14 protein-coding genes are annotated in these 14917 nt (G+C 72.4%); 3 read left to right on the forward strand and 11 right to left on the reverse strand.

Annotated elements, in window-relative coordinates:
* Positions 1-21: 21 nt before the first annotated feature.
* Positions 22-1386, reverse strand: a complete 1365-nt coding sequence (locus KMZ30_RS07035) for an ABC transporter substrate-binding protein (RefSeq protein WP_215511967.1) — start codon at positions 1384-1386, stop codon at positions 22-24.
* 258 nt (positions 1387-1644) lie between these two features.
* Between KMZ30_RS07035 and KMZ30_RS07040 the strand changes: the two genes are divergently transcribed.
* Complete coding sequence (locus KMZ30_RS07040) at positions 1645-2676, forward strand: AraC family transcriptional regulator (RefSeq protein WP_308279614.1); 1032 nt, start codon at positions 1645-1647, stop codon at positions 2674-2676.
* A gap of 22 nt (positions 2677-2698) precedes the next feature.
* Here the strand turns inward: KMZ30_RS07040 and KMZ30_RS22285 are convergent, their stop codons facing one another.
* Positions 2699-4165, reverse strand: a complete 1467-nt coding sequence (locus tag KMZ30_RS22285) for a mannitol dehydrogenase family protein (protein ID WP_215511966.1) — start codon at positions 4163-4165, stop codon at positions 2699-2701.
* A gap of 175 nt (positions 4166-4340) precedes the next feature.
* Entirely contained in the window at positions 4341-5792 is a 1452-nt protein-coding gene (locus KMZ30_RS07050) for an LCP family protein (protein ID WP_308279613.1), read from the reverse strand.
* Between the two features lie 159 nt (positions 5793-5951).
* Between KMZ30_RS07050 and KMZ30_RS07055 the strand changes: the two genes are divergently transcribed.
* Positions 5952-7829 carry a penicillin-binding transpeptidase domain-containing protein gene (locus tag KMZ30_RS07055; protein WP_215511964.1) on the forward strand — a complete coding sequence of 626 codons (1878 nt, stop codon included), beginning with the start codon at positions 5952-5954 and terminating at the stop codon, positions 7827-7829.
* Between the two features lie 75 nt (positions 7830-7904).
* Here the strand turns inward: KMZ30_RS07055 and KMZ30_RS07060 are convergent, their stop codons facing one another.
* The 5 genes from KMZ30_RS07060 to KMZ30_RS07080 all read right to left on the reverse strand — a co-directional run bounded on the left by KMZ30_RS07060 (position 7905) and on the right by KMZ30_RS07080 (position 11781).
* Complete coding sequence (locus KMZ30_RS07060) at positions 7905-8108, reverse strand: cold-shock protein (RefSeq protein WP_030527001.1); 204 nt, start codon at positions 8106-8108, stop codon at positions 7905-7907.
* A gap of 204 nt (positions 8109-8312) precedes the next feature.
* Positions 8313-8705: a universal stress protein gene (locus KMZ30_RS07065; RefSeq protein ID WP_215511963.1), complete on the reverse strand. Its 393-nt coding sequence runs from the start codon at positions 8703-8705 to the stop codon at positions 8313-8315.
* Between the two features lie 114 nt (positions 8706-8819).
* Complete coding sequence (locus KMZ30_RS07070) at positions 8820-9653, reverse strand: ATP-binding cassette domain-containing protein (RefSeq protein WP_215511962.1); 834 nt, start codon at positions 9651-9653, stop codon at positions 8820-8822.
* Complete coding sequence (locus KMZ30_RS07075; RefSeq protein ID WP_215511961.1) at positions 9650-10672, reverse strand: ABC transporter permease; 1023 nt, start codon at positions 10670-10672, stop codon at positions 9650-9652. Before KMZ30_RS07075 ends, KMZ30_RS07070 begins: the two co-directional genes overlap by 4 nt.
* Positions 10673-10674: 2 nt before the next feature.
* Positions 10675-11781: a substrate-binding domain-containing protein gene (locus KMZ30_RS07080; protein ID WP_215511960.1), complete on the reverse strand. Its 1107-nt coding sequence runs from the start codon at positions 11779-11781 to the stop codon at positions 10675-10677.
* 167 nt (positions 11782-11948) lie between these two features.
* Between KMZ30_RS07080 and KMZ30_RS07085 the strand changes: the two genes are divergently transcribed.
* A complete protein-coding gene (locus KMZ30_RS07085) occupies positions 11949-12947 on the forward strand; it encodes a LacI family DNA-binding transcriptional regulator (protein WP_226905175.1) in 999 nt (332 codons plus the stop codon).
* 30 nt (positions 12948-12977) lie between these two features.
* Here KMZ30_RS07085 and KMZ30_RS07090 read toward each other — a convergent pair whose 3' ends face one another.
* Genes KMZ30_RS07090 through KMZ30_RS07100 form a run of 3 tightly spaced genes read right to left on the reverse strand, consistent with a single transcriptional unit; the run spans position 12978 to position 14779 of the window.
* Positions 12978-13394: a GNAT family N-acetyltransferase gene (locus tag KMZ30_RS07090; protein ID WP_215511958.1), complete on the reverse strand. Its 417-nt coding sequence runs from the start codon at positions 13392-13394 to the stop codon at positions 12978-12980.
* A gap of 30 nt (positions 13395-13424) precedes the next feature.
* Positions 13425-14390 (reverse strand): DUF1206 domain-containing protein, encoded by a 966-nt coding sequence (locus KMZ30_RS07095; protein ID WP_215511957.1) that lies wholly within the window; start codon positions 14388-14390, stop codon positions 13425-13427.
* Positions 14387-14779: a cupin domain-containing protein gene (locus KMZ30_RS07100; RefSeq protein WP_308279612.1), complete on the reverse strand. Its 393-nt coding sequence runs from the start codon at positions 14777-14779 to the stop codon at positions 14387-14389. Before KMZ30_RS07100 ends, KMZ30_RS07095 begins: the two co-directional genes overlap by 4 nt.
* Positions 14780-14917: the final 138 nt, after the last annotated feature.

Genomic DNA, 14917 nt, shown 5'->3' on the forward strand with positions numbered 1-14917 from the left:
TCGCTCACGGGGTGCTGCGGGTCAGCTCTTGTGCTTGTCGCCGGCGGCCTGGGCGAGCGACTGGCACTTGGCGAGGGCGTCGTCGACCGACGAGCGGCCGGCGAGGTAGTCCGCCACGAGCTGGGCGCACTGGTTGCCGACGTCCTGGAACTCGGGGATCGAGACGTACTGGATGCCGACCCACGGCTGCGGGTTGACGCCCGGCTGCTTCGGGTTGACCGAGCTCATGACGTCGAGCGTGATCGGGGCGTAGGCGGCCGCGGCCTCCTTGTACTCCGGGATCTCGTACGTCGAGGTGCGCGAGCCCGGGGGCACGTTGGACCAGCCGATCTGCTGACCGACGAGCTTGATGTAGTCCTTGCTCGTCGCCCACTTGACGAACTTCAGCGCGGCGTCCTTCTGCTTGGTCGAGGACGGGATGGCGAGGTTCCAGCTCCAGAGCCAGCCGGACTGCTGGGTCTTCTCGACCGGCATGTGCGCGTAGCCCATCTTGCCCTTGACCGGCGAGTCGTCGGCCTCGAGCATCGACGCGGCGACGGAGGCGTCGGCCCACATCGCGGCCTTGCCCTCCTTGAGCGCGGTGAGGCACTCGTTGAAGCTGTACGACACCGGGTCCTTCTCGCCGGACTCGTCGAGCATCGTCTTGTAGAAGGTGACGGCCTGCTTCCACTCCGGGGTGTCGACCGTCGCGTTCCACTGCTCGTCGTACCAGTTGCCACCGAAGGTCTGCACGACCGTCGTCAGCGGGGCGAAGAGGTCACCCCAGCCGGGCTTGCCGCGCATGCAGATGCCGGCCATGTCGGCGGAGTTGACCTTCTTGGCCGCGTCCGCGACCTGCTGCCAGGTGGGGGTGTCACCGAGCGTGACGCCCGCCTTGTCGAGGACCTCCTTGTTGTACATGAGGATGGAGGACTCGCCGTAGAACGGGACCGCGAACAGCTTGCCGTCGTAGGTGTTGACGTCGCGCACCGGCGGGAGCAGGTCGTTGACGTCGTAGGCCGAGTCGGACTCGAGGTCCGGCGTGAGGTCGACGAGCCAGCCGTTGGCCCCCCACTGCGGCGTCTCGTACGCGCCGATGGTGACGATGTCGTACTGGCCGGCCCCGCTCGCGACGTCCGCGGTCACGGCGGCGCGCAGGTCGCCCTCCTCCATGACCTGGAAGTTGACGGTCGTGCCCGGGTTGGCCTTCTCGTACTCGGACTTGAGCTTCTCCATGTCCTTCATCTGGCCGTTGTTCACGGTGGCCACGTTGAGGGTGACGTTGCCGCCCCCGCCACCGGCGGAGCCCGAGTCCGTGGAGACGTTCCCCGACGAGCAGGCGGCCAGGGCGAGGGCCGAAGCCAGCGCACCGGCGCCGAAGGTCAGGGCGCGCTTCGTGGTGAGCATGCCTAACTCCTTTGGTAGGTCTTTCCCCCGCCCGTCCCCGGGAGGAGGTCCCCGAGCCCGGGGAGCGTTCCGCGTCGCCTTGCCGCGGTGGAACACCGGCAACGTAGAAGGCGGGCGCGCCGGGCGACAAGGACCATGCACCGCGTCGTTTCGGTACTATTTTTCCGTGCTCACCCGTGCGGGTGCCCGTACGGCTGAGCGGCCCCGCTGCACGCGGCACCGTGAGCGGGGTCCTGACGAGGATGTCAACGAGGAGTGGTGACGATTTCGTATCAGTCCACCGGCACGCCGCGGCTCAAGCTCGCGGGTTTCCCCTCCTTGGCCGTCGAGGGCACCGAGCCCGACACCCCCCTGGTCCGCGGCCCCTACCCCGACGCGCCGCGGCGCGAGATCATCCCGCCGCACCCCCAGCACGCCCTGCGCGTGCTGACCCACGACTTCCCGAGCGAGATCTGCGGCTGGGGGGCGCATCCCGAGTACGAGATCCACCTCATCACGAAGTCCCACGGGTCGTTCATCGCCGGCGACCACGTCGGGACCTTCTCCCCCGGCCACGTGAGCATCATGGGGCCGAACCTGCCGCACGACTGGGTGAGCGACCTCGAGCCGGGCCAGGTCGCCGTCGACCGCGACGCCGTCGTCCAGTTCTCCGACGACTGGATCCGGCAGTGCATGCAGCTCATCCCGGAGCTCCAGGAGGTCGACGAGGTGCTGCGCCTGTCGACGCGCGGGCTCGTGTTCTCCGGGGCCACGGCGTGGCGCGCGGCCGAGACGATCCTCGAGGTGACGCGCACCCAGGGCGCCGAGCAGATGGCGCACTTCTTCCGCCTGCTGGGGCTCTTCGCGGCCGCTCCCGCGGAGGAGCGCGACGTCGTCGCGAGCGAGTGGCTCGGCCGGCCGACCGACGCCGGCTCGCTCGGCGCGGTCGAGGCCGGCCTCGCGTACATCTTCGAGAACCTCACCGGCGACATCCGGCTCTCGACGGCCGCGCGGATGGCCTACATGTCCGAGCCCACCTTCTCGAAGTACTTCAAGTCGGCGACCGGGATGACCTTCAGCAACATGGTCAAGAAGCTGCGGATCGCCCACGCGCGCAGGCTGATCGACACCACCGAGCACCCGATCGCGCAGGTCGCGGCGATGAGCGGCTACCACAACATGGCGAACTTCAACCGGCAGTTCCTCGCCGAGGTCGGCACGACGCCGACGTCCTACCGCAAGCTCGAGTCGTCGCAGAAGCCGCCGCCCGAGGTCTTCAGCCTCGGCCTGCGGGCCCCCGTCGACCCCTGAGGTCCGACGGCGCCCGGCCCGCTCAGCCCCCCAGCACCTCGTCGAGCGTGGCCGGCACGCCCTCGGCCGCGAGCGCGCTGCGCATCCGCAAGAACTCGTCGCGGAAGCGCTCGTCGTCGGCGAGGTCGCCGAACACGGCCTCGATGCGCAGGAACGCCGCCGGGTCGTCGTCGGACGCCGCGTCACGCAGCGCCCGCGCGTGCACCTCCGGCGGGATCTCGCTCTCCGGCAGGCCACCCCGCGCGATGAGGGCCCAGTACTCGGCCCAGGCGGCGACCATGAGCGCGCCGAGGGTCACCGGTCGCCCGGCCTCCAGGTTGGCGCGCACCGCCGGGAGGGTGAACGTCGCCATCCGGTTCGCGCCGTCGGTGGCCAGGCGGACGAGGGTGTCGCGGATGCCCGGGTTGGCGAACCGCTCGAGCAGCGTCGCCATGTACCCCGGCAGGTCGATGCCGGGCAGCTCGCCGAGCGTCGGCGCGGCCTCGTCGGCCATGTAGCGCTCGAGGTAGCTGCGGATGCGCTCGTCGCGCATCGTCTCGTCGACGAGCGTGTACCCGACCGGGGCGCCGAGGTAGGCCAGCGCCTGGTGGCTGGCGTTGAGCAGGCGCAGCTTCATCAGCTCGTAGGGTTTGACGTCGTCGACGAACTGCACGTCGACCTCCTCCAGCGCCGGTCGCCCGAGGGGGAACTCGTCCTCGACGATCCACTGCGTGAAGGGCTCGGCCGGCACCGGCCAGCGGTCCTCGATGCCGAAGTCGGCGAGCAGCGACTCGCGGTCGGCGTCGGTCGTCGCGGGGGTGATGCGGTCGACCATGCAGTTGGGGAACGCGACGGACGCCTCGATCCAGTCCGCGAGCGCCGGGTCGACGAGGCGGGCGAAGCCGGTGACGGTCTGGCGGCAGACCTCGCCGTTGCCCTGGAGGTTGTCACAGGACAGGACGGTGAACGGCTCCAGGCCGGCCGCGCGGCGGCGGCGCAGGCCCTCGACGACGTAGGCGAAGGCCGTCCGCGGGTTCTCGAGGTGGTCGACGTCGTGGACGACCGCGTCGTCGGTCGCGTCGAACGCCCCCGTCGCGGCGTTCTTGAGGTACCCGCCCTCGGTGACGGTGAGGCTGACGATCCGCACCGCGGGGTCGCAGAGCCGGGCGTACACGGCCTCGGCGTCCTCCGGCCCGTAGAGGTACTCGAGCACCGACCCGACGACCCGCGGCTCCAGCGAGCCGTCCGGGTGGCGCACGACGAGCGTGAAGAGGCAGTCCTGGGCGCGCATCGCGTCACGCATCGCGGCGTCCTGCGGCAGCACCCCGACCCCGCAGATGCCCCAGTCGAGGCCCTCGCCCCGCTCCATGAGGCGGTCGAGGTACATCGCCTGGTGGGAGCGGTGGAAGTTGCCGAAGCCGAAGTGGACGATGCCGACCGTGGCGGTCGTGCGGTCGTACGTGGGGCTCGGCACGCCCGCGTCGGGCGCGGTCGTCGTGAGTGCGGTCACCGGAGGGGTCCTTTCGCGCGCGGCCCGCCGCCGCTGTCACGCGCGACGTCGCGGGTCCGTCCCGCATGAAACCAAGGTTCGGGCCGCGTGGGGAGACCCCGGGCGGGGACGGGAACGAAAGCACCAGCACCCGAGGACTTCGTATCGGTCCGCACCGGCGGGGCCCCCTCGGGCGTCAGGCGCAGATGTCCTGGTCGGCCGTCCGGGCCTCGATCGACTTCTGCGGGGAGGGCGGGGTGACCGAGGGGGTCGGGATCGGGTCGGAGCCGAGACGGTTCGGCAGCTCCACGACGGTCCTCGCGCCGGGACCGACGACCACCCGGATCGTCGTGCCGAGGCCGTCGGCCTTCTCGGTCCTCGCACCCGGGAAGGCGGCCGCGACCGTGCGGGCCGCCTGCTCCTGCCCCGAGGTGTACTGGACGAGCACGCCGTCGGGACGCTCCGAGGTCGAGTCGGTCGTCACCTGGGGGAAGCCCTGGACGCGCAGCGCGTCGGCCTCCTGCTTCGCCAGCCCGTCGACGCCGGTGGCGTTGACGACGACGACACCGGCGACGTCGGCCGGGCTCACCGTCAGCGCGGCCTGGCTCGCGGTCGGCGTCGGGCTCTTCGTGGGCTCGTTGACCGGCTGGTCGGTGCGGATGGTCCTCCAGAGCTGCTCCGCCGCCGAGGTCCACTGGACGCGGTTGGCGTCCGAGACGTAGGGCTCGACCGGGACGGTGACGAAGGCGACGTTCTTGATCCCGACGTCCTGGACGGACGTCGCGAGGTCACGCATCGTGCCGAGCCCGAGGTCCTCGTCGGTCGTCAGCGACTTGGTCGCGGCGTCGAGGAAGCCGTAGAGCCGGTCCGGGCGCAGCAGCAGCGAGGTGCGGGTCGCCTCCTGGACGATGGAGGACAGGAACGCCTGCTGGCGCTTGATCCGGCCGAGGTCGGACCCGTCGCCCTCGGTGTACCGGGTGCGCACGTACCCGAGGGCCTGCGTGCCGTTGAGTGTGTGCCGGCCGGCCGAGAGCGTGAGGTGGGCCTTGGGGTCCCTGATGGCCACCGGGGTGCAGACGGGCACCCCGCCCAGCGCGTCGACCATGCCCTTGAAGCCGTTGAAGTCGACGACCGCGAAGTGGTTGATGAAGATGCCGGTGTTGGCCTCGATCGTGTTGATGAGGCACGCCGGGCCGCCGATGCTGAAGGCGGCGTTGAACTGCTGGACCGGCCACTGCTGCTTCGGCACCTTCGCGTCGCAGCCGGGCGGCATCGGCACCATCGAGTCGCGCGGGATCGACACGACGGTGACGTGCTTGCGGTCGCCCGAGAGGTGCGCGATGAGCGTCGTGTCCGAGCGTGCCCCGGACACCGAGCCGGCGTCCGAGGTGCCCTGCCCCGCTCGGGTGTCGGACCCGATGAGGAGGATGTTCGTCGGGTCGGCGTCGACCGGGGTCGGCCGGTCGCTCGACAGCGCACCGCTGATGTCCAGCCGGCTGATGTTGCCGTCCAGGCGCCACCAGGCGGCCCCGCCGACGAGCGTCGCGACGACGACGAAGACCACGGCGACGGTGACGATCCGCCGCCGACGCGGGCGACGCGTCGCCCGCGCGCGCTCGGCGCGCGCCCTCCGGGTGGGCTGCGACACGGTGTGCTCCTTCGGCGTCGCCGTGTCCGGGCGGGCGCCGGGCGAAAGAGACGGACGACCGTCCGAGTGTACGGACGGCACCTGTGCGGCGGCTGGAAACGCGAGGACCCTCGACCGACGCATCCGGCGGACGTCGGCGGCATCGGGTTGGATGGCCCCATGGGACGACGCACGGGGTGGGTGCTGGGAGTGGTCGCTGCGCTGGTCGTGGCGGCCGGGGGCGGCGCGTGGTGGGTGCTCGCCCGCGGCGACGCCGAGGACGACGCCGCGCGGTCCGCCCTCGCGCGCTACGCCGCGGCCTGGAACGGCAAGGACCTCTCGTCCGTGCCCTTCGCCGCCACCGGCGCACCGGCCGACTTCGCCGCGGCGGTGAAGGGCCTCGGCGGGTCGACCGTCACCGCCCGGCCGGGGGCCCTGCGGCGCGACGGGACGAGCGCGACGGCCTCGCTCGACGTCGCCTGGACGCTCCCGGGCGACGTCCCCTGGCGCTACTCGACCCCTGCGCGTCTCGTCGAGCGGGACGGCCGCTGGCTCGTCACCGGTCCGGACGACGGCTCGCGCTGGCACCCCTCGCTCGCCGCCGGTGCCCGGCTCACCCTCGAGCGGACCACCCCGACCCGGGGGGACCTCCTCGACCGCGACGGCGAGCCACTCATGCCGCAGGGCACCGTCCACCAGGTGCAGCTGGACCCGGTGCAGGCCGACGCGGCCGACGCGGCCGCCGTCGAGAAGGTGACCGGGGTGCGCCCCGGCTCGGTCGTCGAGGCGCTGGCCCAGCGCCGCAGGTCGGGGTCCCAGGCGCCCATCCCGGTCATCACCTACCGCGACTCCGACTACCGCGAGCGCGAGGCGCGGCTCGACGCCATCACCGGGGTCATCGCCCCCACGGCGACGCAGCCGCTCGGCCCGACGCGTACCTTCGGCCAGCCGCTGCTGGGTACCGTCGGCGAGGTCACCGCCGAGGTCGTGGACGGGAGCGACGGCCGGTACGTCGCGGGTGACCGGGCGGGGGTCAGCGGCCTCCAGCGCCAGTACGACGGCCGCCTCGCCGGACGCCCCGGTCTCGTCGTCCGCGCCGGTGACACCAGCGTCCTCGAGGTCGCCCCGACCGGCGGGGACGACGTGTCGACCTCGCTCGACCCGACGGTGCAGACGGCCGCCGAGCAGGCCCTCGCGGAGTCGGACCTCACCGTCCCCGGGGCGGTCGTCGCGGTCGACGTCCGCAGCGGAGAGGTGCTCGCCGCCGCGAGCTCGCCGAGCAACGGCTTCGACCGCGCGATCACCGGCAAGTACCCGCCCGGGTCGACCTTCAAGATCGCGTCGACCTACGCCTACCTCACCCGGGGGCTCACCACGCCGACGAGCACCGTCCCCTGCCCGAGGACGATCACCGTGGACGGCCGCTCGTTCCGCAACTACGCGGGTGAGTCCATCCCCGGCTCGGTGCCGTTCGCGCAGGACTTCGCGCACTCGTGCAACACCGCCTTCATCTCGCTCTCCCAGCGGCTCGGCACGACCGACCTGACCGAGGCGGCGAAGGCCCTCGGGATCGGGGCCGGCTGGGCGTCCACGCTCGGCGTCGACGGCGCCTTCGACGGCAGCATCCCCGAGACGCGCAAGGGCACCGACCAGGCCGCGGCGGTCATCGGCCAGGCCCGGACCGAGGCCTCGCCGCTCGCGCTCGCGGTGATGTCGGGCAGCGTCGCGCGCGGCACCTACGTGCCCCCGGTGCTCGTCCGCAGCGGCACGACCCCGCGGCCCACCGCGCTCGACGGACAGGCCGTCGCGCAGCTGCGGGCGATGATGGCCGAGGTCGTCGCGACCGGGACCGCGACGACGCTGCGGGGCACCCCCGGTGGGACCGTCCGCGGCAAGACCGGCACCGCCGACCACGGCGTCGACGAGAAGCCGTACACGTGGTTCACCGGCTACCAGGGGCAGGTCGCGTTCGCCGTGCTCGTCGAGGAGGGCGTGAGCGGCGGGCAGACCGCGGCGCCGGTCGCCAAGCGCTTCCTCACCGCCCTCGCCGACCGCTGACCGGAGGCCCCCGGACGCGGACGACCCCGCCCGGTGCACCCGGGCGGGGTCGTCGTCAGTCGGAGGAGACCGGCGTCAGATCGGGCGGACCTGCTCGGCCTGCGGGCCCTTGGGGCCCTGGGTGACCTCGTACTCGACCTTCTGGTTCTCGTCCAGGCTGCGGTAGCCCTGGGTGTCGATGGCGGAGTAGTGAACGAACACGTCGGGGCCGCCACCGTCCTGGGCGATGAAACCAAAGCCCTTCTCGGCGTTGAACCACTTCACGGTGCCCTGTGCCATGTGGGGGGTACTTCCTTTTCCTGTGTGTCACTCGCCCGGCACACTGCGCACCGGCCGTGGATGCGACTCCAGCCCCCTGTGGCGCGAGGGTAGTTCGACCTTCGAGGTACTGCTGTTGCTGCAACCGGTCACGAAACTAGCAGAGCGCGCCGGGCCGTGCCGGGTCCGCGCCGCCGTCGTCCACGGACCGGGAGCCCGTGCCGCTCAGCCCCGGACGAAGCGGCTGACGAGGACGTCGCACTCGGCCTCGACGAGCAGCCGGACGACGGTCGTGTCGCCGGACCCCGGGCGCCCCCCGTCGCGCAGGCCGACGACGAGCAGCCGTGCCCCGCAGGCCCGGGCCGCCTCGAGCAGCTCGTCGGCGGGGGCGAGGCCGCGCGCCGGCTGACGCACCTCGACGGGCACCCCGCGGCGGGCGAGGTCGGCGCACATCGCCTCGATGTCGCGGCGCTCTGCGCGCCCGCGTGCGCGGGGGTCGGCGTCGGCGCCGGCGTTGACGACGACGAGCGGCTCGTCACACCGTGCGGCCTCGGCGAGCGCGGCCTCGAGGGCGGCGAGCCCGTCGCTGCGCGGGACGTAGCCCACGACGATGGTCATCGCCGGTCGGGTTCGGGGAGAGGAGAACCCATGGTGGGCAGGGGTACCCGGCGGGTGCTCGCCCCGGGACGTGGCGCCGCACCTGGTGACAGGTGCAGGTGCGGCGCCACGCGGTCAGGACCGGGAGAGGGTCTTGGCGCCGGTCATGATCGCGACGCCCTCCCCCATGTCGTGCGACTGCGGCGTGATGACACCGGCGCAGCCCCCGAGCCGCTGGATGTGGATGCGGTCGGCGACGTCCCACACGTGCGGCATGTTGTGGCTGATGAGGATGACGGCCAGGCCGCTGTCGCGCAGCTGCTTGACCATGTCGAGGACCATCCCCGACTCCTTGACGCCGAGCGCGGCCGTTGGCTCGTCGAGGACGACGACCTTGGACCCGAACGCCGCGGCCCGGGCGACGGCGACTGCCTGACGCTGCCCACCGGAGAGCGTCTCGACGGCCTGACCCATGTTCTGGATCGTCTGGATGCCGAGGTCCTGGACCGACTTCCCGGCGCGCTTCTCCATGCCCCCCTTGTCGAGCATCCGGAACACCGAGCCGAGGATGCCCTTGCGACGCTCCTCACGACCCAGGTACAGGTTGCTCGCGATGTCGAGGGCGGGGATGACGGCCAGCTGCTGGTAGACCGTCTCGATGCCGGCCTCGCGGGCGTCCTGCGGCCGCCGGAAGGCGACGTCCTTGCCGTCGAGCCGCAGCCGGCCGGAGTCCGGCAGGTACGCCCCGGTGAGGCACTTGATGAGCGTCGACTTGCCGGCGCCGTTGTCGCCGATGACCGCGAGCACCTCGCCCCGGTAGAGGTCGAGGCTCACGCCGTCGAGACCGACGACGCGCCCGAAGGTGATGACGAGGTCGCGCGCGGAGAGGATCGGCTCGGCGTCGTAGATGTGCCGACGGTCCTCCGGGATGTGGTCGACCGTGAGGGGCAGCTTGTCGATGGTGCTCATGCCTTGACCTTCCGGATCCACTGGTCGATGGCGACCGCGACGACGACGAGCACACCGGTCGCGAGGTAGCGCCACTGCTGGTTCACACCGAGCTGCGAGAGCCCGAACGAGAACGTCTGGACGATGAGCGCGCCGATGAGGGTGCCGATGAGCCGGCCCCGGCCGCCGAAGAGGCTCGTGCCGCCGATGACGACCGCGGTGATCGACGCGAGGTTCGCGTCCGGCACCGCGTTCGGGGTGGCGGCGCCCGCCCGGCCGATGAGGATCCACGCCGCGAGGCCGTAGATGAGGCCGGCCACGGTGTAGACGCCGAGGAGGATGCGCCGGCTCGGGACGCCGGAGAGCCGCGAGGACTCGGCGTCGTCGCCGACGGCGTAGACGTAGCGCCCCCAGGCGGTCTGCGACAGCACGAACGCCATCACCGCGTACATGAGCACGACGACGACGATCCCCCACGTCAACCGGAAGGACCCGATCCCGAAGCCCTCACCGAGGAAGTTGAGCAGCCGCGGCAGGTGCTCGGCCTGGATGCTCTCGCCTCCCGAGTAGAGCAGCGCGATGGCCGTGAAGATGCTCAGGGTGCCGAGCGTCACGATGAACGGCGGCAGGTTGATCCGCGTGACGAGCAGACCGTTGACGAGGCCGGCGAGCGTCGCGAGGGCCACGCCGATGAGCAGCGCGAGGAGGCCGGGCATCCCACCGTCACGGGCGAGGGAGGCCATGACCATCATCGACAGCACCATGATCGCGCCGACCGAAAGGTCGATGCCCGCGGTGAGGATGACGATGGTCTGGCCGACCGCCAGCGCGGCGACGACCGCGGTCTGCTGCAGCAGGATCCCCATCGAGCTCGGCGTCAGGAACGTCGGGGTCGCGATGAAGAAGGCGAGGAACGCCACGAACAGCAGGAACAGCGGACTGAGCCACGGCCGCTTGTGCAGGAGACCCTGCACGCGCTGGAGGGGCGACTGCTGCCGCCGAGCGAACTCGGCGGCAGCAGAACCGGTGGTGGAGCTCATGCTCAGTTGCCCCAGCAGATCTCGGAGCCCTTGGTCGAGTCGATGCTCTCGACCCCGTCGACCGGCTTGTCGGTGACGAGCGCGACGCCGGTGTCGAAGAAGTCGAGGCCCTCGGTGGTCTGCGGCTTCTCGCCGCCGCGGGCGATCTTGGCGATCGCCTCCATGCCGAGGGTCGCCATCTTCAGCGGGTACTGCTGGGCGGTGGCGCCGATGACGCCCTCCTTGACGGAGTTGACGCCGGCGCAGCCACCGTCGACCGAGACGATGGTCGCCTGGGTGCCCGCGGCCTTGAGGGCGGCGTTGGCGCCGACGGCGGCCGGCTCGTTGATCGTGTAGACGAGGTTGATGTTCGGGTTCTTCGCGAGGCACTTCTCCATCGCGGTGCGGCCGCCGTCCTCGGCGCCGTTGCTGGCCTCGTTGCAGACGATCGTGTAGTCGCCGCCCTTGCCGCCGGTGTACTTGCCGGTCGCGGCCTCGTCGCCGTTCTTCTTGCCGTCGGCGACGTCGATGCCCATGCCCTCGAGGAAGCCCTGGTCGCGGTTGTAGTCGACCGAGACGATCTTGTCGTCGAAGAGGTCGAGGAGCGCGATGACGGCGGGCTTGCCGTCGAGCGTGGCGGCGGCCCACTGGCCGTCGAGCTTGCCGGCCGAGCGGTTGTCGGTGGCGAAGGTGATGTCGACGGTGTCGGCGGGGTCCGGCGGGGTGTCGAGGGCGATGACGTAGAGGCCGGCGTCGCGGGCCTTCTTGATCGCCGCGTTGACGCCCGTGGACATCGGGGTGATGAGGATGCCCTTGTCGCCGCGGGCGATCGCGTCCTCGATGGCCGTGATCTGGCCCTGGTCGTCACCCTCCTGCTTGCCGGAGGCGACGGTGAGCTTGACGTTGTTCTTGCTCGCGTCCGCCTGGGCGCCCTTCTGCATGGCGACGAAGAACGGGTTGGTGGAGTCCTTGGTGATGAGGGTGACGCCGACGGCGGCCTCCCCTCCGGAGCCGGTGTCGGCGTCGCTGCCGCGGTTGCACGCGGTGCTGGTGAGGGCGAGGCCGACGATCGCGGCCGAGACGACGGCGCGGCGAGCGGTGCGCGTCGTGGGGATCTGACGGAGCTGCATGTCCGTGACTCTCCTTTGAGTGCTGGGCTGGACCGAACGACGCTGCCGGGTGACAACGTTGTCAAGCCACAGTTGTACCGGCTGCTTGCGCCGAGGTCAAGAGATGGGCTACACCTTGTGACATGGCCGTGACATCGTTGTCAGGAGAGAGTCGCCCCCGGGCGACCATGCGTGACGTCGCGGCCCTGGCGGGGGTGAGCCTGAAGACGGTGTCCCGCGTCGTCAACGAGGAGGCGGGCGTCTCGCCCGACGTCCGCGAGCGCGTCGCCGCCGCCGTGCAGCGCCTCGACTACCGGCCCAACCTCGCCGCGAGCAACCTGCGGCGCACCGGCGCGCGGTCCGGCCTCATCGGCGCGCTCGTCCAGGACGTCTCGAACTCGTTCTCCGCCGGGCTCCTCCGCTCGCTCGAGGACGCCGCCCGCTCGCACCGCACCGGCGTCCTCGCCGCGAGCCTCGACGAGGGGGTCGACCGCGAGCAGGAGCTCGTCCACGACCTCGTGACGCGCCGGGTCGACGGCCTCGTCCTCATGCCGGCGAGCGACCGCCAGGACTACCTCGTCGCCGAGCTGCGCACCGGCACCCCGGCGGTCTTCGTCGACCGGCCGCCGCGCGGCGTCGACGTCGACTCGGTCGTCATCGACAACCTCCTCGGGGGTCGGATGGCCGCCGAGCACCTGCTCGACCGGGGGCACCGGCGCATCGCCGCCCTCTTCCACCTGCCGACCCTCACGACCGCGCAGCTGCGGCGCGAGGGGTTCACCGCCGCGCACACCGACCGCGGCCTGCGGCCCGACCCGCGGCTCGTCGTCGACGGCGTCGCCTCCACCGACGAGGCCAGCGAGGTCGTGCACCGGCTCCTCGACCTCGACGACCCGCCGACCGCGGTCTTCGCGGGCCGGAACATCCTCGCGTCCGGGGCCGTCCGGGCGTTGCGCGAGCGCGGCGTGCACCACGAGGTGGCGCTCGTCGGCTTCGACGACTTCCCGCTGGCCGACCTCCTCGACCCGCCGCTCACCGTCGTCCGCCAGGACGTGACGAAGATCGGCCGGCTCGTCGCGGAGCGGCTCTTCGCGCGCATCGGCGGCGACACCTCGCCGCCGCAGCACCTCGTCGTCGACCCGACGCTCGTCAGCCGCGGCTCCGGGGAGATCCCGCCCCGCGCCTGAGGGCGGTTGCGGCACAGGCCGTTCGGCCTGTCAGAGGTCCTTGCGCAGGTGGACGTCCGCGATGCCGCGGGCCGGCACGTCGTCCCAGCGGAAGAGCTCGCGGTAGCCGGCGCGCTCGTAGAACGCCGGCGCCTGGAACGTGAAGGACGTGACGTACACGTGCGCGCAACCGCGCCGGCGGGCCTCGTCCTCGAACGCGTCGAGCAGCCGGCGGCCGACGCCGGTGCCGCGCTGGTCCTCGCGCACCCAGGTCATCCCGATGCCCGCGGCGACACCCCAGGTCCAGCCGGAGACACCGGCCACGAGCTCGCCGTCGTCGTCGGTGACGCGGACGGTCAGCTCTTCCGCCGGGGCGAGTCCCGGTGTCGCGGCGGCGTTCACGCGGTCCAGCTCGTCGGAGAGCCGCTGGTCGAGGGCGGCGTCGGCGGTCCCGGTCGTCAGGCGCATCCGGCCATCCTCGCCGATGGACGCGGCGCGTCAGCGCAGGAGGTGGCGGGCGCGGGTCATCAGGTAGACGCCGAAGGCGACGAGTCCCAGGGAGACGACGGCGAGCGCGTAGCGGCCGGCCGGCGCCTCCTGGAGGAAACGCAGCGCACCGTCGATGCCGGTCGAGGCGCGGACGTCGTGCGTCCACGCGGCGATGACGAAGAGCAGCCCGACGATGCCGAACGCGACGCCGCGGGCGACGAACCCGACGATGCCGACGAGCACGAGCGCCCGGCCCGGCCGGCGCGCGAGGTCGACGAGGAAGTCGCGCGAGAGGCCCGACCAGATGCTGAAGGCGCCGACCCCCGCGACCGCGATGCCGGTGCCGACGACGAGGAGCACGCCGCCGGGCAGCCCGAGCAGGGTGCGCGTGATGCCGACCGTCGAGTCGCGGCTCGTCTGGCCCGCACCGATCGCGAAGGCCGCGGCCGCCCACGCCACCGTCGCGTACGCGATGCCGTCGGCGGCGTGCTCCAGACGCTTGAGCCGCGTGTGGCAGTGACGGCCGGTCAGGGCGCGGGCGAGGTTCCAGACGGTGACGACCGCGAAGCCGACGACCCCGACCCACAGGACGGCCCGCCCGCCGAGCGACGTCGCGATCGAGGTGAGCGCGCCCGACTCGTCGGCGGTGCTGCGGCTGTGCCCGAGCCAGACGATCTGCAGGCCGGCCCACCCCATCGCCGCGTGGAGCAGGCCGTCGAGGAAGAAGCCCAGGCGCGCACCGGTGCTCACCGCGGCGTGGGTCTCGGCGACCTCCGCGGCCTGCGCGGTCACCTCCGCCACCTGGTGCGCCGTCTCCGCGACCACGTCGACGGCGTCGTGGGCGGCGTCGAGCGCGTCGTGGGCCGCGTCGACGACCGGCGCGGCCAGGTCGGCCGCCGCCCCGCGGACCTGGTCCAGGGGCCCCGAGTCGTCGGGCACCGCCGTGCCGCCCGGCGGGGTCGGCGTCGCGCTCACCCGCGTCCCCGGTGGGGCGGCGGCGCCTCGTCGACGTTGACCGTGGGGATGCCCGTCCCGGCGCGGGCGATGACCGCCAGCGACGGCTCGCGCCCGGGGTTGGACTCCCGGTGGACGGTGAACGCCGGCACCTGCACGTAGCTGCCCGGCACGGCGTCGACCCATCCCTCGACGCCCTCGCACTCCAGGCGCAGCACGCCACGGACGACGTAGAGGACGCTGCTGTTGCTGTCGTGGTGGTGCCACCCCGAGACGGCACCCGGCTCGGTGACGACCTGGCCGGCCCACAGCCCCGGCAGCTCGAAGGCCCGCCGACGCAGCATCCCCGAGGTCGGGTCGGCGTCGACGAGCTCGGCGTCGGTCACGACGCGCACCGGCTGGTGGTCCACCCACCCACGGTAGCCACCCCGCTCCCCCAGCCACCCCACTTCTTGCGAGTTCCGCCGCCCGACACGCCCTCCAGCGGCGCGTCGACCGGCTCAACTCGCAACCAGTCGGGATGTAGGCGGGCGTGGGACTCCGGCTCG

It is taken from the genome of Phycicoccus mangrovi (assembly GCF_018729305.1).
GTDB classification, from domain to species: domain Bacteria; phylum Actinomycetota; class Actinomycetes; order Actinomycetales; family Dermatophilaceae; genus Phycicoccus; species Phycicoccus jejuensis.

Coding starts and splice junctions, on each gene's coding strand:
- KMZ30_RS07035 (WP_215511967.1), bottom strand. CDS start 1,386: ATGCTCACCACGAAGCGCGCCCTGACCTTCGGCGCCGGTGCGCTGGCT.
- KMZ30_RS07055 (WP_215511964.1), top strand. CDS start 5,952: ATGGGACGACGCACGGGGTGGGTGCTGGGAGTGGTCGCTGCGCTGGTC.
- KMZ30_RS07060 (WP_030527001.1), bottom strand. CDS start 8,108: ATGGCACAGGGCACCGTGAAGTGGTTCAACGCCGAGAAGGGCTTTGGT.
- KMZ30_RS07065 (WP_215511963.1), bottom strand. CDS start 8,705: ATGACCATCGTCGTGGGCTACGTCCCGCGCAGCGACGGGCTCGCCGCC.
- KMZ30_RS07070 (WP_215511962.1), bottom strand. CDS start 9,653: ATGAGCACCATCGACAAGCTGCCCCTCACGGTCGACCACATCCCGGAG.
- KMZ30_RS07075 (WP_215511961.1), bottom strand. CDS start 10,672: ATGAGCTCCACCACCGGTTCTGCTGCCGCCGAGTTCGCTCGGCGGCAG.
- KMZ30_RS07080 (WP_215511960.1), bottom strand. CDS start 11,781: ATGCAGCTCCGTCAGATCCCCACGACGCGCACCGCTCGCCGCGCCGTC.
- KMZ30_RS07085 (WP_226905175.1), top strand. CDS start 11,949: ATGCGTGACGTCGCGGCCCTGGCGGGGGTGAGCCTGAAGACGGTGTCC.
- KMZ30_RS07090 (WP_215511958.1), bottom strand. CDS start 13,394: ATGCGCCTGACGACCGGGACCGCCGACGCCGCCCTCGACCAGCGGCTC.